The sequence below is a fragment of the Algibacter sp. 2305UL17-15 genome (genome assembly GCF_040720935.1).
Classification (GTDB): Bacteria; Bacteroidota; Bacteroidia; order Flavobacteriales; family Flavobacteriaceae; genus Jejuia.
This window is the reverse complement of the sequence record NZ_JBFDAE010000001.1, coordinates 175270-200306: the sequence shown is the minus strand read 5'-3', so window position 1 is coordinate 200306 and position 25037 is coordinate 175270. Positions and strand designations below refer to the sequence as shown.

The 25037-nt window shown below is 34.3% G+C and carries 23 protein-coding genes and 1 tRNA gene; 8 read left to right on the top strand and 16 right to left on the bottom strand.

What is annotated here, in order from left to right; genetic code table 11:
• Window positions 1-199: 199 nt before the first annotated feature.
• The 5 genes from ABXQ82_RS00845 to lepA form a co-directional block, all read right to left on the bottom strand.
• On the bottom strand, window positions 200-2734 hold the full coding sequence (locus ABXQ82_RS00845; RefSeq protein WP_367053552.1) for a T9SS type A sorting domain-containing protein: 2535 nt from the start codon (window positions 2732-2734) through the stop codon (window positions 200-202).
• 84 nt (window positions 2735-2818) lie between these two features.
• Window positions 2819-4639, bottom strand: coding sequence for a 7TM diverse intracellular signaling domain-containing protein (locus ABXQ82_RS00840; RefSeq protein WP_367053550.1), 1821 nt, complete (start codon window positions 4637-4639; stop codon window positions 2819-2821).
• On the bottom strand, window positions 4617-5252 hold the full coding sequence (locus ABXQ82_RS00835; RefSeq protein ID WP_367053548.1) for a response regulator transcription factor: 636 nt from the start codon (window positions 5250-5252) through the stop codon (window positions 4617-4619). Before ABXQ82_RS00835 ends, ABXQ82_RS00840 begins: the two co-directional genes overlap by 23 nt.
• Window positions 5253-5418: 166 nt before the next feature.
• On the bottom strand, window positions 5419-6168 hold the full coding sequence (locus tag ABXQ82_RS00830; protein WP_367053546.1) for a hypothetical protein: 750 nt from the start codon (window positions 6166-6168) through the stop codon (window positions 5419-5421).
• Window positions 6169-6546: 378 nt separating this feature from the next.
• Window positions 6547-8343, bottom strand: a complete 1797-nt coding sequence (lepA, locus tag ABXQ82_RS00825) for a translation elongation factor 4 (RefSeq protein WP_367053544.1) — start codon at window positions 8341-8343, stop codon at window positions 6547-6549.
• 97 nt (window positions 8344-8440) lie between these two features.
• Between lepA and ABXQ82_RS00820 the strand changes: the two genes are divergently transcribed.
• Window positions 8441-8842: a DUF4345 domain-containing protein gene (locus ABXQ82_RS00820; RefSeq protein WP_367053542.1), complete on the top strand. Its 402-nt coding sequence runs from the start codon at window positions 8441-8443 to the stop codon at window positions 8840-8842.
• Here ABXQ82_RS00820 and ABXQ82_RS00815 read toward each other — a convergent pair.
• From ABXQ82_RS00815 to ABXQ82_RS00800, 4 genes are read right to left on the bottom strand one after another with little or no spacing between them, the layout of a single operon-like run.
• Window positions 8807-9010 (bottom strand): hypothetical protein, encoded by a 204-nt coding sequence (locus ABXQ82_RS00815; RefSeq protein WP_367053540.1) that lies wholly within the window; start codon window positions 9008-9010, stop codon window positions 8807-8809. The two genes, ABXQ82_RS00820 and ABXQ82_RS00815, sit on opposite strands and share 36 nt — an antisense overlap.
• An 11-nt stretch (window positions 9011-9021) precedes the next feature.
• Window positions 9022-9225, bottom strand: coding sequence for a hypothetical protein (locus ABXQ82_RS00810; protein WP_367053538.1), 204 nt, complete (start codon window positions 9223-9225; stop codon window positions 9022-9024).
• On the bottom strand, window positions 9222-10616 hold the full coding sequence (locus tag ABXQ82_RS00805; protein ID WP_367053536.1) for a radical SAM protein: 1395 nt from the start codon (window positions 10614-10616) through the stop codon (window positions 9222-9224). Before ABXQ82_RS00805 ends, ABXQ82_RS00810 begins: the two co-directional genes overlap by 4 nt.
• A gap of 57 nt (window positions 10617-10673) precedes the next feature.
• Window positions 10674-11447 (bottom strand): prolipoprotein diacylglyceryl transferase family protein, encoded by a 774-nt coding sequence (locus tag ABXQ82_RS00800; RefSeq protein WP_367053534.1) that lies wholly within the window; start codon window positions 11445-11447, stop codon window positions 10674-10676.
• Window positions 11448-11514: 67 nt separating this feature from the next.
• Between ABXQ82_RS00800 and ABXQ82_RS00795 the strand changes: the two genes are divergently transcribed.
• Together ABXQ82_RS00795 and dusB are read left to right on the top strand one after the other, a co-directional pair.
• The gene (locus ABXQ82_RS00795) at window positions 11515-12651 is read left to right on the top strand and encodes a T9SS type A sorting domain-containing protein (protein ID WP_367053532.1); all 1137 of its coding nucleotides are present in this window, start codon (window positions 11515-11517) and stop codon (window positions 12649-12651) included.
• A 29-nt stretch (window positions 12652-12680) separates the two neighbouring features.
• Complete coding sequence (gene dusB, locus ABXQ82_RS00790; protein WP_367053530.1) at window positions 12681-13676, top strand: tRNA dihydrouridine synthase DusB; 996 nt, start codon at window positions 12681-12683, stop codon at window positions 13674-13676.
• 75 nt (window positions 13677-13751) lie between these two features.
• Here the strand turns inward: dusB and ABXQ82_RS00785 are convergent, their stop codons facing one another.
• From ABXQ82_RS00785 to rbfA, 4 genes are all read right to left on the bottom strand, one after another.
• Window positions 13752-14633, bottom strand: a complete 882-nt coding sequence (locus ABXQ82_RS00785) for a hypothetical protein (protein WP_367053528.1) — start codon at window positions 14631-14633, stop codon at window positions 13752-13754.
• A gap of 6 nt (window positions 14634-14639) precedes the next feature.
• Window positions 14640-16076 (bottom strand): MBOAT family O-acyltransferase, encoded by a 1437-nt coding sequence (locus ABXQ82_RS00780; protein WP_367053526.1) that lies wholly within the window; start codon window positions 16074-16076, stop codon window positions 14640-14642.
• A 119-nt stretch (window positions 16077-16195) separates the two neighbouring features.
• A complete protein-coding gene (locus tag ABXQ82_RS00775; protein WP_367053524.1) occupies window positions 16196-17401 on the bottom strand; it encodes an ABC transporter permease in 1206 nt (401 codons plus the stop codon).
• The gene (gene rbfA, locus ABXQ82_RS00770) at window positions 17402-17806 is read right to left on the bottom strand and encodes a 30S ribosome-binding factor RbfA (protein WP_367053522.1); all 405 of its coding nucleotides are present in this window, start codon (window positions 17804-17806) and stop codon (window positions 17402-17404) included. It lies immediately after the preceding gene.
• A 235-nt stretch (window positions 17807-18041) separates the two neighbouring features.
• On the opposite strand from rbfA, the gene mce reads away from it, so the two are divergent.
• The 4 genes from mce to pbpC all read left to right on the top strand — a co-directional run bounded on the left by mce (window position 18042) and on the right by pbpC (window position 22164).
• The gene (gene mce, locus ABXQ82_RS00765) at window positions 18042-18446 is read left to right on the top strand and encodes a methylmalonyl-CoA epimerase (RefSeq protein ID WP_367053520.1); all 405 of its coding nucleotides are present in this window, start codon (window positions 18042-18044) and stop codon (window positions 18444-18446) included.
• 49 nt (window positions 18447-18495) lie between these two features.
• A tRNA-Ile gene (locus ABXQ82_RS00760) sits at window positions 18496-18569 on the top strand.
• 281 nt (window positions 18570-18850) lie between these two features.
• Entirely contained in the window at window positions 18851-19597 is a 747-nt protein-coding gene (locus ABXQ82_RS00755; protein ID WP_367053518.1) for an aldolase/citrate lyase family protein, read from the top strand.
• A 215-nt stretch (window positions 19598-19812) separates the two neighbouring features.
• Complete coding sequence (gene pbpC / locus ABXQ82_RS00750; protein WP_367053516.1) at window positions 19813-22164, top strand: penicillin-binding protein 1C; 2352 nt, start codon at window positions 19813-19815, stop codon at window positions 22162-22164.
• A 4-nt stretch (window positions 22165-22168) separates the two neighbouring features.
• Here pbpC and ABXQ82_RS00745 read toward each other — a convergent pair whose 3' ends face one another.
• From ABXQ82_RS00745 to ABXQ82_RS00735, 3 genes are read right to left on the bottom strand one after another with little or no spacing between them, the layout of a single operon-like run.
• Window positions 22169-22726, bottom strand: a complete 558-nt coding sequence (locus tag ABXQ82_RS00745; RefSeq protein ID WP_367053514.1) for a YciI family protein — start codon at window positions 22724-22726, stop codon at window positions 22169-22171.
• Complete coding sequence (locus tag ABXQ82_RS00740; RefSeq protein ID WP_367053512.1) at window positions 22726-23196, bottom strand: CYTH domain-containing protein; 471 nt, start codon at window positions 23194-23196, stop codon at window positions 22726-22728. Before ABXQ82_RS00740 ends, ABXQ82_RS00745 begins: the two co-directional genes overlap by 1 nt.
• Window positions 23193-23795, bottom strand: coding sequence for a DUF2238 domain-containing protein (locus tag ABXQ82_RS00735; RefSeq protein ID WP_367053510.1), 603 nt, complete (start codon window positions 23793-23795; stop codon window positions 23193-23195). Before ABXQ82_RS00735 ends, ABXQ82_RS00740 begins: the two co-directional genes overlap by 4 nt.
• 57 nt (window positions 23796-23852) lie before the next feature.
• Here ABXQ82_RS00735 and dinB point away from each other — a divergent pair, with 57 nt between their 5' ends.
• Window positions 23853-24953 carry a DNA polymerase IV gene (gene dinB / locus ABXQ82_RS00730; protein WP_367053508.1) on the top strand — a complete coding sequence of 367 codons (1101 nt, stop codon included), beginning with the start codon at window positions 23853-23855 and terminating at the stop codon, window positions 24951-24953.
• Window positions 24954-25037: the final 84 nt, after the last annotated feature.

Below are 25037 nucleotides of genomic sequence, written 5' to 3'. Positions count from 1 at the left end.
AACTACACCACAATTAGACTATGGCGCAATACCAGAGTTCAGGTAGATTTTAGGTTTGAATATGAAGTTTTTTTAAAAACAAAGAGGCTTCAACTTACATTGAAACCTCTCATTTTCAAGATAATATTCAATCAATTTAAAACATACATCTTGAAGGTTGGTTAACTTAACTGGGTTAAGAATTGATTAATAGCATCTTTTAATTTTTAATGAGTTTTTTGGAAATTGATATACCTTCAGAAGTGATGCCCTTTACAATATAAATGCCGTTTGAAAGCGTTTTTATTGAGATTGAGTTTGACCAATCACTCAAAACTTTTCTACCATTTATATCAAAAACAGTTATGTTCTTTATGTTTCCATCTGAAAAAGACACCATATCGTTTGCGGGATTAGGAAATAATTTAAGATTATTGCTTGAGGCAAATTCATCAACACCCAATGCAAGTGACGAATAGTCTATTGCTGTATTGATAAGTAAACCATGTGTGGTGCTTAAAACTGAGGCGTAATGTGTTTGACTGTAAACAAAAATTATTGAGTTCAATACATAAAAATCTGAGGGGAGATTTTCAAGGGTTGCGTCTGGTATTATATCAAAATTCAAGACCATTTGGTTGTTTTTTGAACCTGGAGATGCCTCATCCCTTAAATCAAAAGCTGCTTGATATAGAAATTTGGTGTTTTCGTCTATATTTGGGTCGTTTTGTATCTGGTTGTTTAATACAGCAGCAATTTCGTTTTCATCTATTGTGGCATAGAATCCAGAATCAGGATTGGGTTTTTTGCTAATTCTTGGTAATTGAATTTGATCATTTTCACTATCATTAGTTAGACTTACTGAATAATTTTGAACTGTTATATTTTTTGTGTCAGGGTCTCTCTTATAATAATTTATTTTACCAAGTTCGTCTTGAAACCAAAGGTCTTTTTTCCCATCTTTATCAAGATCGCTATGATTGGGATCGGGAGGAAAAGTCTCGTCTAGCTCTACAGGATCAAATATTGTCGGGTTTGCCAGCATGTTGTTTGTATTATCCTCAGGTGTAGCGGTAAAATCAATCAAATATCTTTCAGGTAATGAGGTTTGTCCAGAAGCTGTACATTTAAGATTTCCGTTTTCATCTTCAGTACAGTCCGTTTTTACCACACCATCATATTCAATACCAAAACTTGTTGGGCCAGAAATACGAATTGAGTTATTATTAAAACCTGTTTTTGATGTTTTTCCAGCATTTGCAGCTACACCATTCGCTTCTATTGTTCGCACTTCAAAATCAAAAGTACTACTGTTCCAGCCGCCTATTACGCCTAAAGATTTTGTACCATTATTTAAACTGAAACCAATATCGAAAGTAGTCATTCTAAAATCTAAACCATGCGGTACGTGAGTGGAAGCATTGGACGCATCAACAAACCATACACCATCATCATCGCCTACTAGCAGAACAGCTTCATCTTCTATAGTAACAGGGTTGATATTGTTTAGTTGCTTTGTAGATGTTAAAAGCGTATTAGTGCTTGGGAATCCATTAGAAAATGTTGCATTTGGCATTACATCCATGCTTATTAATGCACTGTTGTTAGTCCATAATAGTTCTATAGCATTTGCGTTAGTAGAACTTTGTCTCATGGCTAATCCTGCTGGACCATATGGATTTAAATCATCTACATTTAAATGATTGATGTTTTGTTCTTCGCAGGTGTTGTTTGACGTATCAAAAGCCCAAAGTCTATTATTGAATGTTATTGAACCAAATTTTCTAAAATGTGTATAAACCATATCATTGGCGATAACTAAATTTTGTACATCGTTGGCACTATCGCAAAAAACAGAACTATCAAAATGCGTCCATGTATTTGTTGAAAAATCTACTGTTGAAAACCCATTTTGAGAAGACGTGTTTGGTTGTGAATTGTTAACCAAAAATGTACCATCGCTAAACTTGTCGATACTGTAAACACTATAAAATAGTGATGGGTTTATGGGTAATGGTTCTTGATAGGTTGTCCAATTCCCCATAGCATCTAAAGTGCTAATGCCTCTGTGGCCACCAATGTAAAGCAAATCGTTGGTGTCCCTAAAAAAACACGCTGGCCCGTTTGAATGAATACCAGAATTTGAGGTGGTGTATTTGGTAAACGTATCGGTAGTTTTATCAAGCATATATAAGCCATCAATTAAACCTCCAGGAGTTTGCCCTGCAAAATATACTTTGTTACCGGCAGCATTTTCAATAATAGCTTGTGGTCTAAATGTAATATTCTGAACGGGGTTAAAAACACCATTTTCAAAGGTTTGGTATTTTGTATCCCCTGTATCGAAAATATAAAGTAAGCCGCTATCTGTATAATGAAATTGTGGGTTTGAAAAATCATCATAATTGGAATTGCCAGAATAGTAAATGGTATAGTTTGTACCATCATAAATAGCAATACCTTGACCTGACGGAAAGCCTAAAGTTATATGGTTATTTACTGGATTTACTTTTACTGAAGTACATTGTCCTATTGGTGCACTTTGGGAAGTAAGGTTAGCATAATCTTCAACCATATTGGTTGTGGTGTTGTACTTCATATACCCACCATTGGTTGCTAAATGCAGATTACCAGAGGCATCTACATCAAGATTAATTATTTGGGTTGGTCTATGATATTGGTACCAACCATTTGTTTGTGCATGGGTTTGAAAGCAGAAAAAAAGTAGCGCTGCTAAAAGTAATTTCGTTTTCATGATATAAAGTTTTAAATTGATTACAGTAAAACTATAACATTAGGTTACTAAGGCGCAATACCAGAGTTCAGGTAGATTTGTGTTTTAGATAGGAAGTGTAATAAGTAGGGAAGTGCCTCTGTTAATTTGAGAATCTATAGAAAGCGTGCCACCAATTTGATGAATTCGCGATTGCATGTTTTTCAATCCAATACCACTTTTTTTATGTTTGGTATCAAATCCATCGCCATCATCTTCTATAGAAATGGTAATGGAATCTTGATGCCCCATGAGTTGCAAATCGATATGTTTTGCATTGGCATGCTTTAAAATATTATTGAATGCTTCTTGAACGACACGATACAATTGTGTAGCAATATCATCATCCAATGTTTCTGGAAAATGATATCTACTAAAATCTACATTAAGAGTTGTTTGACTGGAAATATTTTGTGATAAATCTTCAACGGCATTTTTAAACCCCACAATTTTTAAATCTGAAGGCGAAATATCGTGCGATAAATTTCTAACATCGTTACAAATACTATCAATGGTCTCGGTGACGTCTTCATCTTTAAATTTATCTGAAACAAAACGTTTTAAATAACTGAGTTGACTTCCAATATTATCGTGCAGCTCTTTACTGATGCGTTTGCGTTCTTGGTCTTCCCCTTTTATAAATGCGGTTAGATTTTTCTTTTCTTCAATCACTATTTTTTCCGATAGGATATTGCGTTCATCGTAAATGTCTTTCACCATTAAAACAACGGTAAAGGTTAGGAACAATATTTCTAAAAATGATGAGTAGAATAGTAGCGGCAAATCATAAACATATGTGTTTACCAAACCGTAGCTGTGGTAGAGTATGCTTGCCAAAGTGCCAATAATCATAAAAAGATAGGCTAAGGCAAAAAAGGAAGTGCGTTTATTGTTTTTGCGGAAGTATATGGTGATTTCAATAACAATTATAATTATTAAAATTAAAAATATGGCATACCAAATATTCATGAAAACAGATACTGCACTTTCAAAAACTTTTGTGAATACAAAATGAAGCAGCAACCTTAAGGCAATAAGAACGGTTAAAAGCACATCAATACCTCGTTTTAATTTTGGCATATAGGTTTCAGCTTCAAGTATTTTTTGTGATAATAATGCGAATAATAGTAATGAGATTTCACTAAACAACACATAATGCGTGTACTTGTTTACAAAATCATTTTCTGTTAAAAATAGTTGTGAAAATACCCCAATATAAGAACTGATAAAAAGCCCTAATGAGATAACATAAGCTGCATAGATTAGATAAATACTTTGTCGCAAAAAGTAAAAGATGAACAAACTAAAAATGACAGATAATACACTAACCCCAAAATAAGAACCTATAATAATTTGCTGAACAAAACTTTGCTTTACAAATGTGTTTTCGCTTTTTATACAAGCAGTTGTTACTAAAGGTTTGCCACCTTCTTTTTTTAATTTCAATTGAAATGAAGCCGTTTCGTTTGCATTTAAACTAATTGGAAAAGAAAAGAGTCTGTTTTCAAGTGGTTTTGTTGAAATAGGATGTTCTATGCCTGTGGTGGCTATTGGTATAAATATGTTGTTTTCTACTTTGCCAAAAACAATTTCTTTTATGAAGGCGTTCGATAGTTCTAAAATGACTTTTTTTGGAACATCAACTTTGTTTTTAAGTGTGAAATCAATGGTGTTGATTGTTTTGTTAAAACTGAAATAATAGTAACTTCTTTCATCGACAATCTGATTTTGGGAACCTTTATTTACTTCTGAAAATGGTTTAAGGTTAACCGTTGAGAAATTTGAACCAATATATAAGGTGTCTCCTTGAGCTTTTAAACTTATGCTAAACCCAAAGTATAAAAGCAACAAAAAAACAATGCACTTATGACAATAGATTTTTTTCATTTACAAGTTTTACAAGATCAATGGAATTGTGGATATCTAATTTTTTGAAAATATTTTTCTTGTGAGTTTCAACCGTATGAGCACTAATGAACAATTTTTCACTTATTTGAGGCACATTATGTCCTTTCATTAATTCTGTAATTATTTCTTTTTCACGACGGGTAATTTTGATTTTTTCAAGAAAGCCATCAGTTTCAATTACAGTATGCTTTACACCTTTACCTATGTAGAATTTGTTACTTTCAAAAACAGCATCCAAAGCATTTAGTAAATCATCAGAAGAACAATTTTTTAGCAAAAACCCGTTTGCATGAAATTGCTTTACTTTTTTTAAAATGCTTTCTTTGTTGTACATGGTAAGAATTATAACTTTTACTTGAGGAAAAGACTGTTTTAATTCTTGAAGTATATCAATACCATTCTTATTTGGAAGATTAAGATCCAATAAAAGCACATCAGGCGTATTAAGTTTTACTGTTGGCAACACATTATCGCCATTGGTAATGTGGCCTAATACCTGATAATCGGGTTGATTTTTGAATATAGAAAGTAGCCCATCAATAACAATTTGATGGTCTTCGCATATGAGAATTTTTTTTGGTTGGTTTTCCATGCTAGCAATCTACTCTAAGAAAGGTAGTGAAAAAGGTTAAAGAAAATTAATTTATCCTTTGTATGCCTTATTTATTAGATAAGTTCAGGCAACATAAAACCCCCATATAACATATGGAGGCTTTTGTTAGAATTATATGTATCGAAAGTTAGGTCTTGGTCATAGACTAAAATCTAAAAACTAAAGACATTAAGATGAGGTTGTTTTGATTGATTGCGCCCCAAGTATTGTTGTTTTCAATTTTAGCCCCGCCATTATCAGGTTTTTGGGTTTGCCTTACATGCGCCAATGCATTTGTTTGCACCATAAAGGTTAATTGAGAAGTCAGAATAATGGCTAAACCAACTACAAAGGCAGCGGTAAATGCAGTAAGGTCATATTTGCCTCCACTATCAAATTTTTCTGTTCCAATACCATAGGCTAAGAGCAATCCGTAAAGAAAATAGACTTGGCTAAATTGCGTAATGGGTGAAAACATCAAAAGCCGCAATTGAAACTCTAAAAACGACCTTGTCAAAAAGTCATTGCTTAAGCCATTAAAGGCCAAGCCTAAAGCACCATATAAAAAAGAGTTGCCCATAGTTGCAAGCTGAAGGTAATATGCAGCATGCAGGCAGTATAGAAATTGGTCGCTCCCAAAACCAAATCCAGCTCCAATTGCCAACATAGTGGCTGCAAGAGTACGCGCTCCATCAATGTCATGTGGCTCTAGAGTATAAGACTCCCTGAACTCATCAGTTATCGCAAATAAATCCTCTTGAGCAGTATCTAAATTTTCTGCGATGTAAGGTTCAATGGTAAATGTGTTTTCAGTAGCATCAGCTATGAGTTTGAACATACTGTCTTGAGCGAACAGGCTACTGGAAAAAAGAAATAGTAATAAAACGCAAACGAAGTTAAGGTGTTTTGTTTTCATAATTATATGTGGGTTGATTAGTTACTTTTTTTTAACTAAGCAGGATAGAACACATGATAATTTGAAGCAATTACTTTGAAAAGTTACAATAAAAATATTTAGGAAACAATTCTTTTTATTTGAAAGACAGATATTTATGACAAAAATAAATGATTAAATATGGTTTTATGGTGAGAATATTTACCTGAATGAATCATTCAACTTTAAACTGCTATAAACGCTTGTTGGGGTATTTCTACATTACTATTTCTACACAGGCAGGAATCTCAATAATGGCGACATATTGTAATTTAAAATTCAGAAAAAAGGTTATAATTTTTTAGGCATTGATAAGCTCTGTTTTTTTGACCAGGAGATACCTTTTTTCAAAGGAATTGGTTAATCATTCAGCTTTAAAACAGCCATGAACGCTTGTTGGGGTATTTCTACATTACCCACTTGACGCATCCGTTTCTTACCTTTTTTCTGCTTTTCTAAAAGTTTACGTTTACGGGAAATATCACCACCGTAACATTTTGCGGTTACATCTTTACGGAGCGCTTTTACAGTTTCCCTTGCGATTATTTTGGCACCAATAGCAGCCTGAATTGGAATATCGAATTGCTGACGCGGAATGAGTTCCTTCAACTTTTCACACATCTTTTTACCAATGTTGTGTGCGTTATCAGCATGTATCAAAGCCGAAAGTGCATCAACTGGCTGCGCGTTTAATAAAACATCCAAACGTACTAATTTTGAGGCTTTCATACCAATTGGATGATAATCAAAAGAAGCATAGCCCTTTGAAACTGTTTTTAATCGGTCATAAAAATCGAAAACAATTTCCGCTAAAGGCATTTCAAACGTTAATTCAACACGTTCGGGTGTTAAATAGGTTTGATTGATAATCATGCCACGTTTTTCAATACAAAGCGACATTACATTACCCACAAAATCTGATTTTGTAATGATGGTTGCTTTTATATAAGGTTCTTCAACGCGATTAACAGAAGATGGTTCTGGTAAATCCGAGGGGTTATTTACTATAAAAGCTTCATCTGGATTTTTATTCGTGAAAGCATGGTAAGATACGTTTGGTACAGTTGTGATTACCGTCATATCAAATTCACGTTCTAAACGCTCTTGGATAATTTCCATATGCAACATCCCCAAAAACCCACAACGGAAACCAAATCCTAGTGCCGCAGAACTTTCTGGTTGAAATACCAAGGAGGCATCATTTAACTGCAATTTCTCCATGGAATTACGAAGCTCTTCGTAATCTTCAGTATCCACGGGATAAATACCTGCAAACACCATTGGTTTTACATCTTCAAAGCCTTCAACAATATTTGTGGTTGGGTTGTCAAAATCTGTAATGGTATCCCCAACTTTTACTTCTTTAGCGGTTTTAATACCGGTAATTAAATAACCAACATCACCAGTTTTTACAGATTGTTTTGCAACTTGAGTCAATTTTAAAGTTCCAACTTCATCGGCATAATATTCTTTATCTGTAGCGACGAATTTAATTTTTTGTCCTTTTTTAATTTCACCATTAAACACTCTAAAATAAGTTTCAATACCTCTAAACGTGTTGTAAACAGAATCGAAAATTAAAGCTTGCAATGGCGCATTTGGATCTCCTTTTGGTGCCGGAACACGTTCTATAATTGCTTTTAGAATATTATCGACCCCAAAACCTGTTTTCCCACTAGCGTGAATCACTTCTTCTGGGTCGCAACCTAGCAAGTCAACAATATCATCTGTAACTTCCTCAGGATTGGCACTTGGTAAATCCACTTTGTTTAAAACCGGGATAATCTCCAAGTCATTTTCTAAAGCCAAATAGAGATTAGAAATAGTTTGCGCTTGAATACTTTGTGCAGCATCTACAATTAACAATGCACCTTCACAAGCAGCGATGGAACGAGATACTTCATATGAGAAATCTACGTGTCCAGGCGTATCAATTAGGTTTAGAACATATTTTTCGCCTTCAAATTCATAATCCATTTGAATGGCGTGCGACTTGATAGTGATACCACGTTCGCGCTCTAAATCCATACTATCCAACAGTTGCGCCTGTTGCTCTCTAGCGGTTACCGATCCCGTAAAATCCAATAAACGGTCTGCAAGCGTACTCTTACCGTGATCTATATGTGCAATGATGCAAAAATTTCGGATGTTCTTCATAGTCAATTATCTCTATCAAAAAGATTGTGCAAATATAGAAGATTTAAATGAGGTGTTTTTAGAATCTTCACTACTTTTATTCAGTTGAAACGTGGCTATGCTAAAAACAAAACGAGATTTTATTACAAAAATTCATTTAGTGGTTTCCATAGCCGTAGTTATTCCCATTGCAATTGTATATGGGTTTTGTCCAGATTCCCAATTCGATATTCAACTGAATACTATTGACGAACACAATGCTTTTAAAGCGATTATGGGTTTGTATTTGGGGTTTTCGGCATTATGGATTTTGGGACTTTTTAAGAAAGATTACCTTAAACTGGCCTTGGTAAGTAACATGATTTTTATGTTAGGATTGGGGTTTGGTAGGGTTTTAAGCTTACTTATTGACGGCATACCCACTAGTGGTTATGTATTTGGAACACTAGGCGAATTAGTATTAGGGTTTTACGGGCTTTGGGTTTTAAAATCCAGAGACCAAAGCACCACAAACACCTAGACTGATAAGGACATAAACAACCGCAAGAATAAACAATACTTTTGCTGCTTTTTTATTTTTACCACGCACCAAAAATCCAATAAGAGCCAGTAAAATAGCAGGCCCTAACATGATGGCAATGATTAAATAAAGCAAACCATCTAAATTTGGTTCTAAAAGCAATGTCATTTTTTATAGTTTTAAATCATTAAAGCACCACATATGCCTAAACCGACGATGGCATAAACAGCTATTATAATAAGAATGACGTTAGACACTTTTTTCTTTTTAGGCCGTATAGCAAGACCGAGAATCAATAAAAGTATTGGCACTCCAAATATGAGGAAAATCATTAGGAGAATATACCTGCCTAGGGCATCACTTTCTATTAATAAGGTATTCATATGATTTCATTTCTAAGTTCCTCCAATCGCGCTTTTTTATCATCTCTATAAAACAAATTCATGGTTTCAAAAGGAATAATTTTATTGTCTTTGTCAACAATATGCACACACGATTTTTTAATGGCACGCACATCAAAGTTATAAGCATCAATAAATTGCATGATAATAATACGAAATAAATTATCATAACCCAGATTTGGCGCATCAATATTTGGCAAGCAACACATGATACTTTTTAGGTTTTCTTCTGCAACTTCAACCGAATTTCCCGTGCTAAATAATTCAATCATTTTATCTTGTAACTGGGCATCTTGCTCGTAAATAATGGTGTTTTTGCTATTGTCCAATAAATCATTCGGATTAATATACCGTGTTAACGGAAACACTTCATCATCCAATTTTAAAGCATAACCCATAACCAAAGCATCAGGATTACAAGGTACGGGCAATAAATCATCCGGATTAAAGATATCGGTTTGTTCCATGATTTTTCTACGGACTTCGGTAAGCGTCATCCGATCCGTTTCTGGATTAAAATTTTCCAATCGTCCAGCTATTTGTGTAGGTTGTAATGTTACACCCCTAATACATTTCTGCTTTAAGGCATAATCTATAATCTTTCCAATTTCATGGTCATTCAATCCTTTTTGAAGTGTTACAACCAAAGTCGTGGAAAGATTTACAGCATTTAAATTTGCAATGGCTTGTTTCCTAATATGATTTAAATCTGCACCACGAAGCTCGCGCAACACGCTATTTTCAAAAGAATCAAACTGTAAATAAATTTCAAAATCTGGTGCATAGGTTTTTAGTCGTTCCGCGAAAGCGAGATCCTTTGCAATTTTGATCCCATTCGTATTCAGCATTAAATGCCGAATAGGAAGTGATTTTGCATAATCCATAATGGCCCAAAACTGAGGATGAATAGTCGGCTCTCCACCTGAAATCTGCACCACATCAGGCTCTTTTTCATTCGCCACAACCGTGTCCAACATGGCTTTAACTTCATCTAAAGTTCTGTGCCTCCCGTATGTTGGCGAAGATCCTGCATAACAGGTTGGGCAGGTTAAATTACAGCGATCGGTAACCTCCACAACCGTCAAGCAAGAATGTTGCTCGTGGTCGGGACACAACCCACAATCATACGGACAACCATAATGCGTTTGCGTATTGAATTTATAAGGCGTCTCACTAGGTTTATTGTAGTTCCTAATGTTTTTGTAGTATTCAATATCATCTGCAATCAATACTTTGGAATTGCCGTGTTCGTTACAGCGTTTTAGCATATAAACATTGCCGTTTTCGAATACAATTTTGGCATCCACGCGCTTTAAACATTCAGGACAGAGGCTTAGCGTAAAATCGTAATAGGTATATTTTCTAACGGGCATGTTTTAGTTTTAAAGCCTCCCCTAACCCCTCCAAAGGATGGGAATAAGTAGCTTGGTTTAATTTTTATACCCGCCGTTGTTCTTCCCTTTTGGGGAGGCTAGGAGGGGCTTCAATATTGTTCTCTTATAATACAGCCAACAAATTATACATAATATTTGAATGGTGCTCAATCCAAACACGTAAAACACATTAGGTTTTAAGAATTCTATAAAAAATCGAAAGCCGAAATATAAAATCATGAACCATTTAAAGAGGTCGCCATTTTTTAAGTCTGAAGTTTTTTTGATGTGTTTTAGGCTGAAAAAAAGCAGTATTAAAAACACCAATTCGTAAAGTGATGTTGGATGACGTAAAACACCTTCGCCTAAATCCATTCCAAAGATTGATGTGGTTTTGGCACCATAAGTAAATTCGTTTACACCCGATAAAAAGCACCCAATACGCCCAATAAAAATTCCCAAAATAATAGGAAACACAAACAAATCCCCCGAAGATTGTGTTTCTCCAATGCGCTTTTTAGCAAATTCTACACCTAATAAACCACCAAACAAACCGCCCATAATTGTTTTTGTGTTTAGTAACTGAATCAAATTTTCTTGTGAAAATTCAATTATAGGGTTTTCCAAAAAACCAACCAATCGAGAGCCTATTAATGCGCCTAAAGCAGCTCCTAAAATAATAGATAAGCGGTTGTTTGATGAAATATGGTCTTTAGATTTCCGTCTTAAAAACACATAATACCTATAAGCAATAAAAAATGCCAGGTATTCTAAAACAAGATGAATGTTTATGTTGTAGCCAAAAACCTGAGGTTCAAAAGGAATATCCAAATACTAGAAATTTTCTTAAATATAACCGTTTTTATATTACATTTATAATTTAGCGGAAATTGCATTTATGAAAACAGGTATTTCAATATTGCTTTTTGTTTTAGGGATAAATTGTGCTTTTGGTCAAATAGCAAATATTGCCGAAAAGTTTGACTTACCTGTAAATTTAACTGAATCTTCCGGTGCTATTTTTTTTAATGACAATTTGATAACGCATACCGATTCTGGAGGCGAAAATAAATTGTATGAACTAGACACTATTTCTGGTTTGGTAACAAGAGCAGTTAGCATTACCAACGCAACAAATAGTGACTGGGAAGCCATTACGCAAGACGACACCTCAATATATATCGGCGATATTGGAAACAATAACGGCACTAGAACCGATTTAAAAATCTACAAAATTAGTAAGTCTGATTACACGAGTTCCACAGGTATAATGGCTGAAACTATTGCGTTTAATTATTCAGACCAAACAGATTTTACCTCAAATCCAAATAACACTATTTGGGATGCGGAAGCCTTAATTTCTTTTGACGACAATAATTTAATACTGTTCACAAAAAATTGGGTTGATGGTGTTACAAAAGGTTATGTAATTCCAAAAACTGCCGGAACATATACTGTAAGTCCGTTATCTCAAACTTTGGAAAGCGATGGTCTCACTACAGGAGGAACATTTAACAGACTTACAGGAAAACTATATTTAGTTGGTTATAGCAAATTGTTATTGCCTTTTGTATGGGAATGCTCTAATTTTGATGCTAATGAAGTTTTTTCTGGAACTAATATAAAGACCATGCTGTCCTCTCTTGGACAAGAACAAATTGAAGCAATAGCACATGTTGACGCCAACAGGTATTTAATAACCTCTGAATTTTTTAATAAAATGGTTGGTGGGCTTACGTTCACAGATACAGCAAAGCTCATGGCTTTTTCAACTAGCGATGTTGAATTATCTAACCCATTTTTTAAAGATAAACATGAGGTTGTATTATACCCAAATCCTGTAAGCCATATTTTAAAAGTTAAAAGTTTAGAAATGGTTTCTATAGAACTATTTGATACCAAAATGACGCGGCTTTATGCAGGAAACGATACCAATACCTCACTTGATATGTCTTCTTTTAGTCCTGGTATATATATTGTTAAAATCTGGCTTAATTCGAACAGAATAATCATCAAAAAGATTATCAAGAAATAATTCTTAATTTTGCGCCAAAATAAAACCCTTTGGTAAAAATAGACAACATAGAACTTCCTGATTTCCCATTGCTTTTAGCGCCTATGGAAGATGTGAGCGATCCTCCGTTTCGGGCGTTATGCAAAGAGCAAGGTGCCGATGTGGTTTATACAGAGTTTGTGTCTAGTGAAGGCTTAATTCGTAATGCTGCAAAAAGCGTCATGAAATTGGATATTTATGAAAAAGAGCGACCAGTTGGCATTCAAATTTTTGGAGCCAATTTGGATAGCATGTTGCAAACCATTGATATTGTTGAAAAATCAAATCCAGATATCATTGACATTAATTTCGGTTGTCCCGTAAAAAAAGTAGTGAGTAAGGGCGCAGGAGCTGGTATTTTAAAAGATATCTGTTTGATGGAAAAGCTGACTGCAGAAATGGTAAAACGCACCAATTTGCCCATTACCGTAAAAACCCGTTTAGGTTGGGACCACGATTCCATAAAAATTGTTGAGGTTGCCGAAAGACTCCAAGATGTAGGCTGTAAAGCCATAGCGATTCATGGGCGTACGCGCGCACAAATGTATAAAGGCGATGCCGATTGGAAACCTATTGCAGCCGTAAAAAACAATCCACGCATGCACATTCCCGTATTTGGAAATGGCGATATAGTTTCCCCAGAAAAGGCGATGGAAATGCGGGACGTTTATGGATTGGACGGTGCCATGATTGGTCGTGCCAGTATCGGCAATCCTTGGTTTTTTAAACAAGTAAAACACTTTTTTAATACAGGCGAACATTTAGCGCCCATTTCTTTAGAAGAACGTGTGGAAGCTGCCCGCCGACACTTACAAATGGCTATTGATTGGAAAGGCGAAATTTTAGGTGTTTTTGAAACCCGACGCCATTACACCAATTACTTTAAAGGCATTCCACATTTTAAGGAATACCGTATGAAAATGGTAACTAGCGATCATTCCGAGGATGTTTTTGCTGCTTTTGATGCCGTGTTGGAGAAGTTTGCTGGCTATCAGTTTATGGAGTAAGTTTGGACACGGATTACACAGATTTTCACAGATTAAATTCTTGATTTTTTGGGCAACTGGCAACTCGCCCAGATACTAGTACTTATTTTTCGTTACATCATATAAATTATTCGTAAATATTTTTGCGCCTTCATTGTTTAAATGACCACAATTAAAAAATAATGTATCATCATAACCTTTTGATAAATCAATAAGATTGGGGATTTTTGTTTTCAATTTAGCGATGTAATCTCTATTCTCAATTTTGCTACAGTAAGGAGAAATATAAGTAATTAATCGAATTTTATTTTTTAAACAAATGTGAATTATTTCTTCAAGTACACTATTTTTATTTTTAATAGCTTTAGGAAGCTTATATTGAATTAAAGGACGTCTATTTCCAAGTTTAGGCGTAAACCCTATGCTAGGATCAGTCTTCGGCTTTTTATTAAAAACCGAAAAGAACATTTCCCTAAAGCCAATTTTTGGATCATTTATGGCGTATCTATAAAAAGGAATACATTCTAATTTTGTGGAATTATTTAAATACGTTTTAATATGGTTGTTAATTATTTTATTCTGATTCAAAAAAGGCATTGCTTCTGATATCGCTATGTTAGAAGGTGTATCGGACTCAAAATTGGTGTCAATTTGTAAAAAAACCTTAGAAATGGTGTTGTTGGAAATAAGAAGTTTTAATTGCAGTAAATTGTCATTTAGCCCAGCACCTTCAACTCCTAAATTAATTGTTTTGCTATTTGATTTACTATCAAATAATTTAGTGTCAACGTGATTTGCAACTCTAGATGAACCCATAAATACGGTATCAAAATGCTCTCCCGTTGTATTTAAAATATATTGTAATTTATTTCTTGGATTACTGTGTAAATAAACTTGAGTATATATAAAATCACATACATACAATAAGCATAAAGTGCCTATTAAAATTGAAATTAAATATTTTGTAAAATGTGCCATATAAACCTAAAACTGAAAATAAATAAAATCTGTTACATTGGAATACACACCGAGTGTAATTAGTCCCACCAAAGCAGAAATTAATTTAAAATTTCTCCAGGTTCCAAAAAACGGATGTTCTTGTGCTCTTGAATGCCATTCTACGAGTATAAAACAAGAAATTAATAGCATTAATTCAGGAGCATATCTTTCAATTGATAAATATTGTAAACCGTTATCAAAATTGAAGCTGAATAATTTTTTAATGTAATTTATAGCAATTGATATGGCGTCTGCCCTAAAAAATATCCAACCTATACTAACTAAAACGAATGTTGTTAGCATAGAAATTAACTCATGAAAACTCGGAAATATTTTTCCTTGTGAGACTATATTTAGATTATTTCGATTTCGTTTTGTTAGAAATAATGGGATGAAATAGATAGCATTTAAACATCCCCAAATAATAAAAGTCCAATTGGCACCATGCCAAAATCCGCTAACGATAAAAATTATAAATATATTTCTAAAACTTAATAGTTTTGAAACTTTACTTCCGCCTAGGGGAATATATAAATAGTCTCTAAACCATGTTGATAAAGAGATGTGCCACCTTCTCCAGAATTCAGCAATATCTCTTGAAAAGTAGGGAAAGGCAAAATTCCGCATTAAATCTATTCCAAATAATTTTGAAGTTCCAATGGCTATATCAGAATAGCCACTAAAGTCGCCATAAATTTGGAATGCAAAATAGATGGCTCCTAATAGTAAGCTCAATGAATTCATGCTTTCATAGTTAGAGAAAATTTCATTCACATAGATAGCGCATGAGTCTGCAATAACAATTTTCTTAAATAATCCCCAAAGTATTAAGTGTATGCCATCAATTGCTTTTTCGGATTCGAAAGTTCTTTTTTTATAAAATTGAGGCAATAAATTTGTAGCTTTTTCAATGGGTCCAGCGACTAATTGTGGAAAGAAGCTCACGAAAGCAGAAAAGGCAATAAAATCCTTTGTTGGCTCTAGTTTCCGTTTGTAAACATCAATTGTATAGCTTAAAGTTTGAAACGTGTAAAAGCTTATTCCTACTGGCAATATGATATTTAAAGAGTCTGTTTTTATATCAGCACCAAAAAAGGTAAATGCAGTACTAAAATTGTCTAGAAAGAAGTTGTAGTATTTAAAGAAACCTAAAAACCCTAGATTTATTAGGATGCTTACCCAAAGTAATATTAATCTGTTTTTTTTCTTATTTTCTTTTGAAAGTAGAATTCCAATGGAATAGTCAACAATGGTACTGAATAATATCAACGAAAGAAACCGCCAATCCCACCAGCCATAAAACAGATAGCTTGCGCTAACTATTAAAAAATTCTGAAGTTTGAGATTTTTGTTTGTTACAAACCAATAGAGCACGAATATAATTGGCAAAAATATAGCAAAGTCAATAGAGTTAAAAAGCATGCTGTTTGTTTAATTCTTGAAATATTTTTTCCGCATGAAGCTCAGCAAATGTAAAGCATTGTCCTAACAAACAGAATTTATTCATCGAAAAGAAAGTTGGCAAACTCGTTCAAAAAATTTTAAAAACCAGTAACCAGTTTCTCAGTAACTCTAGTCGCACTTATTTTAGAGGACACCACACCTAAAACCGAAATGGTTAAAAACACAATAATAAAGTTTTCTAACTTTAGGCTTACAGGGTACGCCAGCGATGGTGTGATGGGTACTACCCCAAATGTTTGTTGTACTTGTACGATTATAAAACCCAAAAACAAACCAATAATACAACCTATTAGCGTGATGGCAGACCCTTGCAAAAAGAAAATTTTACGCATGTTTTTTATGGGAACACCTAAATTGAATAGTGTGTTTAACGACTGTTTTTTTTCTAAAATCATCATGATGATAGACCCGATGACGTTGAAGATTAAAAGTGCCGAAACCAATGTGAGCAACAAGTATATAAGCAAATTTTCGCTATTGAGCATTTTATAAAGTGCATCGTTAAGTTGCATGCGGTTTTTTAGGACGATGTTTTCGCCTAAAATGTCTTGAATTTTTGATTTTATTACAGCTTCATCGGCACCGTTTTTCAGCTTAAACTCAATTGCCGAAATTTGATTGGGCTCATAATTTAAAAGACGTTGTGCTAAACTCGTTGAGGCATAAACGTAAGTATCGTTGAGTTTTTCGTTGATATCGAAAATGCCAACATTTATGGCACTAACGGTATTAAAGGCATTTTTCGTGGACGTTATTTGCCCTTTTCCTGGTTTTGGCACATATATGTTTACTGTTTTGCCATAATCTAAAACACCGAAGGATAAATTTTGGGCAACACCCCAACCTGAAACGATTTGATTGGTTTTTTGTGCTAACCAACTCCCTTGAGGAATTACAGAATCGATAGCGTTAACTTTATTAAAATTACCATCTACGCCTTTAATGCTTGCCAAATAGTTTTTACCATCGGCATACACCACCACACGTTCTTCTATAACTTGAGAATAGAGGGCGACACCTTCAATAGTGTTGAGTTTTTTCTTTTGTTCGTCTGTTAAAATAAAGGATTTCCCGATGGTGGTTTCGGCTTTAAGATCGGGATCTACAACGCTAGAGAATTGTAATGTAAAATCTTTTAATCCTGCAAAACCAGAGAGTACAATAAATAGAGAAGCAGCACCTAAAACCACACCAATAAGTGCGATTATGGTAATAAAATTAATAGCATTGTTACTGCTCTTAGAACGCAGGTAACGTTTGGCTATATATAAAGAAATATCCAATTACGATTTTTTTCTTTTGTCTAATAAATCTGGATTCTCAATGGGGTTTTCTTTGCCTTTTAAAGATTTTTCGATCTTGTCGATGTACTCTAAAGAGTCATCAACAAAGAATTCTAAATTCGGCATACGACGGAGTTGATTTCTTGTGCGCTGTGCTAATTCGTGACGAATTAAAGGAGTGTTACTTTTTATGCCTACAATGAGTTCTTTAGCCTTATCGTTTGGGAAAATACTTAAATACACTTTAGCTACCGATAAATCTACCGTAACCTTTACTTTAGAAACAGATATGATAATGCCACGCATACCGCCTTGTGTTGCTGCTTTCTGCAGTACATCTACCAAATCGCGTTGCAAGACCGAACCTATTTTTTTTTGTCTTTGACTTTCCTCTACGTTGCTCATTATTAAGTTTTATGGTACAAAAATAACGGATATTTAAACATTATGTTACTTTTAATGTTGATTTTCGTATTTTGATATGGAATTGAAAAATTGATTTTAGTTGTGAAAACTCAATTTTAGAGTATTTTTTAGTAAGTATTGGTATTCCTGTCTGCTATCTAGACGTGGTAAGAAATAAAAAAACGAATTATTTAAAAGATGCCCTCCTTCGAGGGAATGACAAAAAAGCTTTTCGATGAACAAAATTGAACATATAGGAATTGCAGTAAAAAATCTTAAAGATTCCAATGCCTTGTTTTCTAAACTTTTTGGCGAGCCGCATTATAAAGTTGAAGAAGTGGAAAGCGAAGGTGTTAACACCTCGTTTTTTAAGGTTGGCGATCATAAAATCGAATTACTTGAGGCTACAAAAAAGGACAGTCCCATTGCAAAATTTATTGATAAAAAAGGCGAAGGGATTCATCACATCGCTTTTGATGTTGATGATATTGAAGCTGAGATAAAACGTTTGAAAAAAGAAGGTTTTAAAGTGATAAATGACACACCCAAAAAAGGAGCTGATAATAAGTTGGTAGCGTTTTTGCATCCTAAATCTTCCAATGGTGTATTAATAGAACTATGTCAAGAGATAAAGGAATAATTTTTCTTGCTAACAATTAAAATAAGTAGTAATATTGCACTCCAATTTCGGTCCTATAGCTCAGTTGGTTAGAGCACCTGACTCATAATCAGGTGGTCCATGGTTCGAGTCCATGTGGGACCACTACTAGAAATTGTAAAGCCTTTGCAGAAATGTGAAGGCTTTTTTGTTTTCTTGTCTTGTCCTGAAATAAGTGGACACAAATTCAACCTATTTATGAAATATTCAGGAAATCTCAAAAGAAGGAGGGGGCTAGTTCACTATTTATGTTTTACGGAGGTTTTGTATTTGCCGGTTTAATTATACGCTATAAATCTTTACCAGAAACAAAAACCTGACCATTGAAGAAATTCAAGAAAAATTGACTACAAAAGTTTAATTTAGCTCAAATTATAGATAGAAAAATGAAATTGTTCGAAAATAAAAAATTTGTTGTGGGACCATTTATGAAAGTGAGCGATCCTGCTTTGGTTGAGGTTGCTGCATTTGCAGGTTTCGATTTTGTTATTATAGATTTGGAACATGGGCCAAACACCATTCAAACGGTGCAAAATCATGTTAGAGCTGCTCAAGCTAAGCATATTGTATCTGTAATTCGGGTGCCTGAAATTAATGAAAATATAATTTCTCAAGCTTTGGATATTGGAGCCGATTATGTACAAGTGCCGCAAATTGAAACGGCAGAAGATGCAAAACGTGCTGTTAAAGCTGCTAAGTTTTTTCCAGAAGGCGCAAGAGGTGCTTGTAGATATGTTCGAGCCGCAGATTATGCGTCAATGCCAAAGGAAAATTATTTCGGAAATGCGAACAAAAACTCAGGTGTTATCATTCATATTGAAGGAAATATAGCCTTTAATAATATAGATGAAATACTTAAAGTTGAAGGTGTTGATGTTATTTTTATTGGCCCTTATGATATGTCTCAATCTTGTGGTGTGCCCGGACAAATAAATCATCCAAAAGTGATTTCAACGATTAAGGAAATTGTGGAAAAAGCTGTACCTCTTGGTAAAGTAGTAGGAACTTTTGTTGAAAGTCCAGAATCCGCAAAACAATGGATAGAACTTGGGGTTAAATATATTTCTTATGGCGTGGATGTTGGTATTTATTATGATGCTTGTAAATCTATTGTGGACAAAGTGAATGCATAATGACACGTGCCCTTGGGTCGAGGTAGCTCATTATCGAATTCAAATAACTATAATTTATGAATAGCTATAGTACCATAATTTAACCTGAAAATTAAACGTATTTTAGCAGAAACTGCACAAAAAACAGTAGAACTAATTCCTTACGTTGTTGATTTAGTAAGCATAAATTTTTCTTAAAAAGCATCTAAATTAATAATGGGCTAGTATATACTTTAGTGGAAAGATTAAAAAACTTCATATTTAGGCATAAAATTAAATCAGCGATAATTGCCGTTTTACTAATTATCTACTTTTTTTGTTTACCAAACCAACTTTTTAAAGACCCAACGGCAACAGTTATAACAAGTTCAAAAAACGACTTATTAGGTGCTCAAATTGCAAAAGATGGCCAATGGCGATTTCCTCATAACGATTCTATTCCACAAAAATTTAAAACCTGCATCATTCAGTTTGAAGATGAATATTTTTATAAACATCCCGGTTTTAACCCTGTTTCTATTTTTAAGGCTTTAAGAGACAATTTAAAATCGAATACCATAAAACGAGGCGGAAGTACACTAACCCAACAAGTTATAAGACTATCTAGGAAAGGACAATCCAGAACTTATTTTGAAAAAATTAAGGAAATTATTCTTGCCACTCGATTGGAATTACGGGATTCTAAGGATGACATTCTAGGATATTATAGCAGCAATGCGCCTTTCGGCGGAAATGTAGTTGGACTGGATGCTGCATCATGGCGGTATTTTAATAGAAATGCTAATGAGCTCTCCTGGGCAGAAAGTGCAACACTTGCCGTTTTACCAAATGCGCCTAGCCTAATTTACCCTGGGAAAAATCAACAACGCTTATTAAAGAAACGAAATAGACTTTTAGAAAAACTGTTAAGCAATTCAATTATCGATACACTTACTTATGAATTATCTATTGCTGAAGGATTGCCTGAAAAACCGTATCCTTTACCGCAAATAGCGCCGCATTTATTACAGAGAGTAGCCAAATCTCACTATGGAAAGCGCATTGAGACAACTGTTGACAAAAACCTTCAAGAACAAGTAAACTTCATTATAAAAACGCACTATAATCAATTAAGTCAGAATGAAATTCACAACGCTGCTGTTTTGGTTTTAGACGTTAAAACGCGACAAGTTCTAGCCTATGTAGGCAATACACCAACCGATAAAGCACATCAAAAAGATGTTGATATTATTGATAAACCTCGAAGTACTGGCAGTATTTTAAAACCTTTTTTATATGCCGCCATGTTAGATAGTGGCGATTTATTACCCAATACATTAGTGGCAGATGTACCTACGCAATTTGGAAGTTATAACCCAGAAAATTACAATAAAACCTATGATGGAGCTGTTCCCGCAAGTAAGGCTTTGTCAAGGTCTTTAAATGTTCCTGCGGTAAGGATGTTACAGGAATTCGGATTAGATCGGTTTCATCATTATCTAAAACGTTTAAAACTTAAAGATTTAAAATACGGCGCGAATCATTATGGATTATCCTTGGTTTTGGGTGGTGCTGAAAGTAACCTTTGGGATTTATGTAAAAGTTATGCGGCACTATCTTCAACCTTAAATCATTTTTCTGAATCTTCTAGTGCCTATTTTTCAAATGAGTTTTGTGAACCTACTTTTTTAACTTCGGAAACTATTGATTTTGGCACTAAAACGGCTGATAAAACACTTTTTGATGCCGCTTCCATTTATTTAACTTATGAAAGTTTAAAAGAGGTAAATAGGCCCGAAAGTGATGAAAGTTGGGAGTTTTTTGATGGCTCAAAACAAATAGCTTGGAAAACAGGAACAAGTTTTGGGTTTCGGGATGCTTGGGCCATTGGCACCACAAAAGATTATGTGGTTGGTGTTTGGGTTGGCAATGCCGATGGAGAAGGACGCCCGGGTTTAGTAGGCGTGCAAACAGCAGCTCCCATTTTATTTGATGTGTTTGATGTATTACCAAATAGCGATTGGTTTGCGAAACCTTTTGATGAAATGCAGGAAGTTTCAATTTGTAAACAAAGCGGGCATAGAGCGTCTCAAAACTGTGATGACATTGAAGACAAATTTGTGCAATTAAGTGGATTGAAAACGAAACCTTGTCCGTATCATGTTTTAATTCATCTGGATAAAACTAAAAGCTTTCAAGTGAATTCTTCTTGTGAAGATTTGAGTAATATTGAACATAAATCATGGTTTATTTTACCGCCATTAATGGCATATTATTATAAAACTAAAAATCCGTTTTACAAACCATTGCCTAAATTTAGGACAGATTGTATTGGGGAAAATTCTGTTTCGATTGAATTTATTTATCCGAAAGCAAATAACAGCATCTTTTTACCCAAAGACTTTGATGGACAAACCAACGACCTCATTTTAAAAATAGCGCACTCAAAACCAGAAAGCACCGTGTTTTGGTATGTTGATGAAACCTATATCGGGAGCACAAAAGATATTCATGAACTTGGAGTTAAACCAAGACAGGGGAAGCATATGATTACCGTAGTTGATGAATTTGGGAATGAAGCTAAACGACGGTTTGTGATTTCGGAATAATGTCCTAGCGCAACGAAAACCCTTTACCAGCCCACCAAGGATGAATTTCAATTTCTAAACGTCCAGCTTTTACCATTGGGTCTAATTTTGCTAAACTATCCGCCATTTTAAATGTAGGGACATTATAAATTGTAACCCCTCGAATATCTCCATCGTCTCCAAAAGGTCCAGAAATATCGGCATAACCTAAATCATACATCTTTTTTAAATGTGCCATATGTAACTCTTGAAGTTCTGCGGATTCTTCTTCATTTTGCCCTCGAATAGGCCCTCTTTTTAAAAACGCCATAAAGTACTGTTGCATTAAAATGGTGTCTTGAGTTTTTTCATCTACGTAATCAAAGGTTTTAAAACCTTTTGCAGTCAGTTCTTCCTTGATTTGTTTTCTTGACTTTGGGATCACTTTTTCAATTGCTTTCTCTGGTTCTATTGGTGTTGAATCTTCTATTTCTTTTGAAATTTCTTTAGGGTCTTCTTTTGTTTCTGGTACTGCTATTTTTGGATCTTCTTTACAGCTTATCTGCAACACCACAACTGCTAATAGTATTATGATTTTTTTCATTATTTCCAAGTTTTATAGGGTTGCTTACTTAATTGCGAATTGTAATATTTTATATTTCCGGTCACCTCTTCTCCCAACCAAATTGGCTTTTCAAAGGCTTCATTTTCGTTTTCTAATTCTACCTCCGCTATAATTAAACCTTCATTGTCTCCAAAAAATTCATCTACTTCAAAAGTATGATTACCAACTTTTACCTCGTAACGTATTTTATCTATAACTCCAGGTTCACACAAATTTAATAATTCTAGGGCATCCTCTTTTGTGATTTCTTTTTCCCATTCAAAACGAGATAATCCGTTTTTTGAAGACAATCCTTTTACGGTTAAAAAACTCTTTTCACCTATTAATCTTACACGAACAGTTCGTTCTTTATGCGTATTTAAAAAGCCTTGGACTATCCTGGAAGATTTAACCGCATCTGTTTTAAATGTCTCAGAAACCACTAAAAATTTACGTTCTATTTCTATCAATTTTTAATCGCTTTTAATTGTTTATTATGGATTTTACTCAATACAACTAATGCTATTACTGCTCCAATAGTTGCATACAACATATCAGATTGGGTATCCCAAATATAGCCTTGCGTGCCTAAAAAAGAGTCACCACCTTCTCCTGTGGATAAAGACACACCCCATTCTATAAATTCGTAAGCAGCACTAATTGCTAACGCAATACTCACAACAATAAAATTTAGCCAATTGTTTTTCAACACCACTTCTTTACGCAACAATAATTCTCTAGCAATCATAGCTGGAACAAAACCTTGAGCAAAATGGCCTACTTTATCGTAATTGTTTCGGGTTTGATTGAATGTGTCTTGAATCCAGTCAAACAACGGAACTTCAGCATAAGTGTAGTGCCCGCCAATAATCAGTATAGCGCAATGCACAAAGACTAAAGCATAAATAAGATTTGTAAATCGAAATGACTCAAATGTAAAAGCCAAAACTAATATGCCAATAATTGCAGGTAAGACTTCTAAAAACCAAGTAAAATATTCAAAAGGTTTTATAGCGGACCAAATAAGCAATAAAATAGTTAAGACAAGTAGTGTATAAATTAGTTTCATCCTTTGGCATAATCTCTATCAAAGATATCTTATTTTTGATAGAATCAAGAATTAAGTATGACTGCCGATTTACCAAAACGAAAAATTATTCATGTAGATATGGATGCATTTTATGCCTCTGTTGAGCAACTGGATAATCCCGATTTAAAAGGGAAACCTATTGCTGTTGGTGGTGGTGGAAAACGTGGGGTTGTAAGTGCAGCAAGCTATGAAGCTAGAAAGTTTGGTGTAAAGAGCGCCATGGCTGGACGATTGGCGGCTAAATTATGTCCAGAACTTATTTTTGTGCGCCCTAATTTTGAACGTTATTCTGAAATCTCAAAGAAAATTAGAACCATTTTTTATGACTATACCGATTTGGTGGAACCGCTTTCTCTGGATGAAGCTTATCTTGATGTAACGCAAAATAAAAAGGGAAACCCGAGTGCTTCTTTATTGGCTAAAGAAATTAGAGAGCGGATTTTTAATGAGGTTGGTTTAACGGCTTCGGCAGGTATTTCTATCAATAAATTTATTGCTAAGGTAGCGAGCGATTATAACAAACCTAACGGACAAAAAACAGTCAATCCTGAGGAAGTTTTAGAGTTTTTAGAGGAGCTTGATATCAGAAAATTTTACGGTGTTGGGAAAGTGACCGCCGAAAAAATGTACCAAAAAGGGATTTTTACGGGATTGGATTTAAAGCAAAAATCCTTAGAATATCTGGATGGACACTTCGGGAAATCTGGACGCTATTATTATCATATTGTGAGAGGGATTCATAACAGCGAAGTAAAACCACACCGCACAAGAAAAAGTTTAGCTGCCGAACGGACATTTAGTGAAAATTTATCTTCGGAAATCTTTCTGCTCGAAAAGCTAGAACATATTGCTGAAGAGGTATCGCGCAGATTAAATAAAAGTAAAGTTGCTGGAAAAACAGTTACGCTAAAAATAAAATATAGCGATTTCACATTACAGACCAGGAGTAAAACTTTGCCCTATTTTTTGAGTGATAAAAGTGTAATTTTAGAAACAGCCAAAGAGTTATTGTATCAAGAAAAGTTAAGTAATTCTGTGCGTTTATTGGGAATTTCTATGTCTAATTTGAATACTGAAAAAAAGAAAAAACCAGAAGTTAAGAAAAGTGTTAGTGTGCAGTTGCGGTTTGAGTTTTAATAAAAAAGCAAATCGATTATTTTATTACATTTGGTTTTTGTTGAAACTTTTAGAACACTTTTAAAATTAGCAGCACAAAATTAT

Bases quoted from the DNA above. Each gene is read 5' to 3' on its own strand.
- ABXQ82_RS00810 (WP_367053538.1), bottom strand. From the start codon at position 9,225: ATGAATACCTTATTAATAGAAAGTGATGCCCTAGGCAGGTATATTCTC.
- ABXQ82_RS00845 (WP_367053552.1), bottom strand. From the start codon at position 2,734: ATGAAAACGAAATTACTTTTAGCAGCGCTACTTTTTTTCTGCTTTCAA.
- dinB (WP_367053508.1), top strand. From the start codon at position 23,853: ATGACTGCCGATTTACCAAAACGAAAAATTATTCATGTAGATATGGAT.
- ABXQ82_RS00805 (WP_367053536.1), bottom strand. From the start codon at position 10,616: ATGCCCGTTAGAAAATATACCTATTACGATTTTACGCTAAGCCTCTGT.
- lepA (WP_367053544.1), bottom strand. From the start codon at position 8,343: ATGAAGAACATCCGAAATTTTTGCATCATTGCACATATAGATCACGGT.
- rbfA (WP_367053522.1), bottom strand. From the start codon at position 17,806: ATGAGCAACGTAGAGGAAAGTCAAAGACAAAAAAAAATAGGTTCGGTC.
- ABXQ82_RS00755 (WP_367053518.1), top strand. From the start codon at position 18,851: ATGAAATTGTTCGAAAATAAAAAATTTGTTGTGGGACCATTTATGAAA.
- ABXQ82_RS00780 (WP_367053526.1), bottom strand. From the start codon at position 16,076: ATGCTTTTTAACTCTATTGACTTTGCTATATTTTTGCCAATTATATTC.
- ABXQ82_RS00840 (WP_367053550.1), bottom strand. From the start codon at position 4,639: ATGAAAAAAATCTATTGTCATAAGTGCATTGTTTTTTTGTTGCTTTTA.
- ABXQ82_RS00820 (WP_367053542.1), top strand. From the start codon at position 8,441: ATGCTAAAAACAAAACGAGATTTTATTACAAAAATTCATTTAGTGGTT.
- mce (WP_367053520.1), top strand. From the start codon at position 18,042: ATGAACAAAATTGAACATATAGGAATTGCAGTAAAAAATCTTAAAGAT.
- ABXQ82_RS00745 (WP_367053514.1), bottom strand. From the start codon at position 22,726: ATGAAAAAAATCATAATACTATTAGCAGTTGTGGTGTTGCAGATAAGC.
- ABXQ82_RS00830 (WP_367053546.1), bottom strand. From the start codon at position 6,168: ATGAAAACAAAACACCTTAACTTCGTTTGCGTTTTATTACTATTTCTT.
- ABXQ82_RS00735 (WP_367053510.1), bottom strand. From the start codon at position 23,795: ATGAAACTAATTTATACACTACTTGTCTTAACTATTTTATTGCTTATT.
- ABXQ82_RS00785 (WP_367053528.1), bottom strand. From the start codon at position 14,633: ATGGCACATTTTACAAAATATTTAATTTCAATTTTAATAGGCACTTTA.
- ABXQ82_RS00795 (WP_367053532.1), top strand. From the start codon at position 11,515: ATGAAAACAGGTATTTCAATATTGCTTTTTGTTTTAGGGATAAATTGT.
- ABXQ82_RS00835 (WP_367053548.1), bottom strand. From the start codon at position 5,252: ATGGAAAACCAACCAAAAAAAATTCTCATATGCGAAGACCATCAAATT.
- ABXQ82_RS00815 (WP_367053540.1), bottom strand. From the start codon at position 9,010: ATGACATTGCTTTTAGAACCAAATTTAGATGGTTTGCTTTATTTAATC.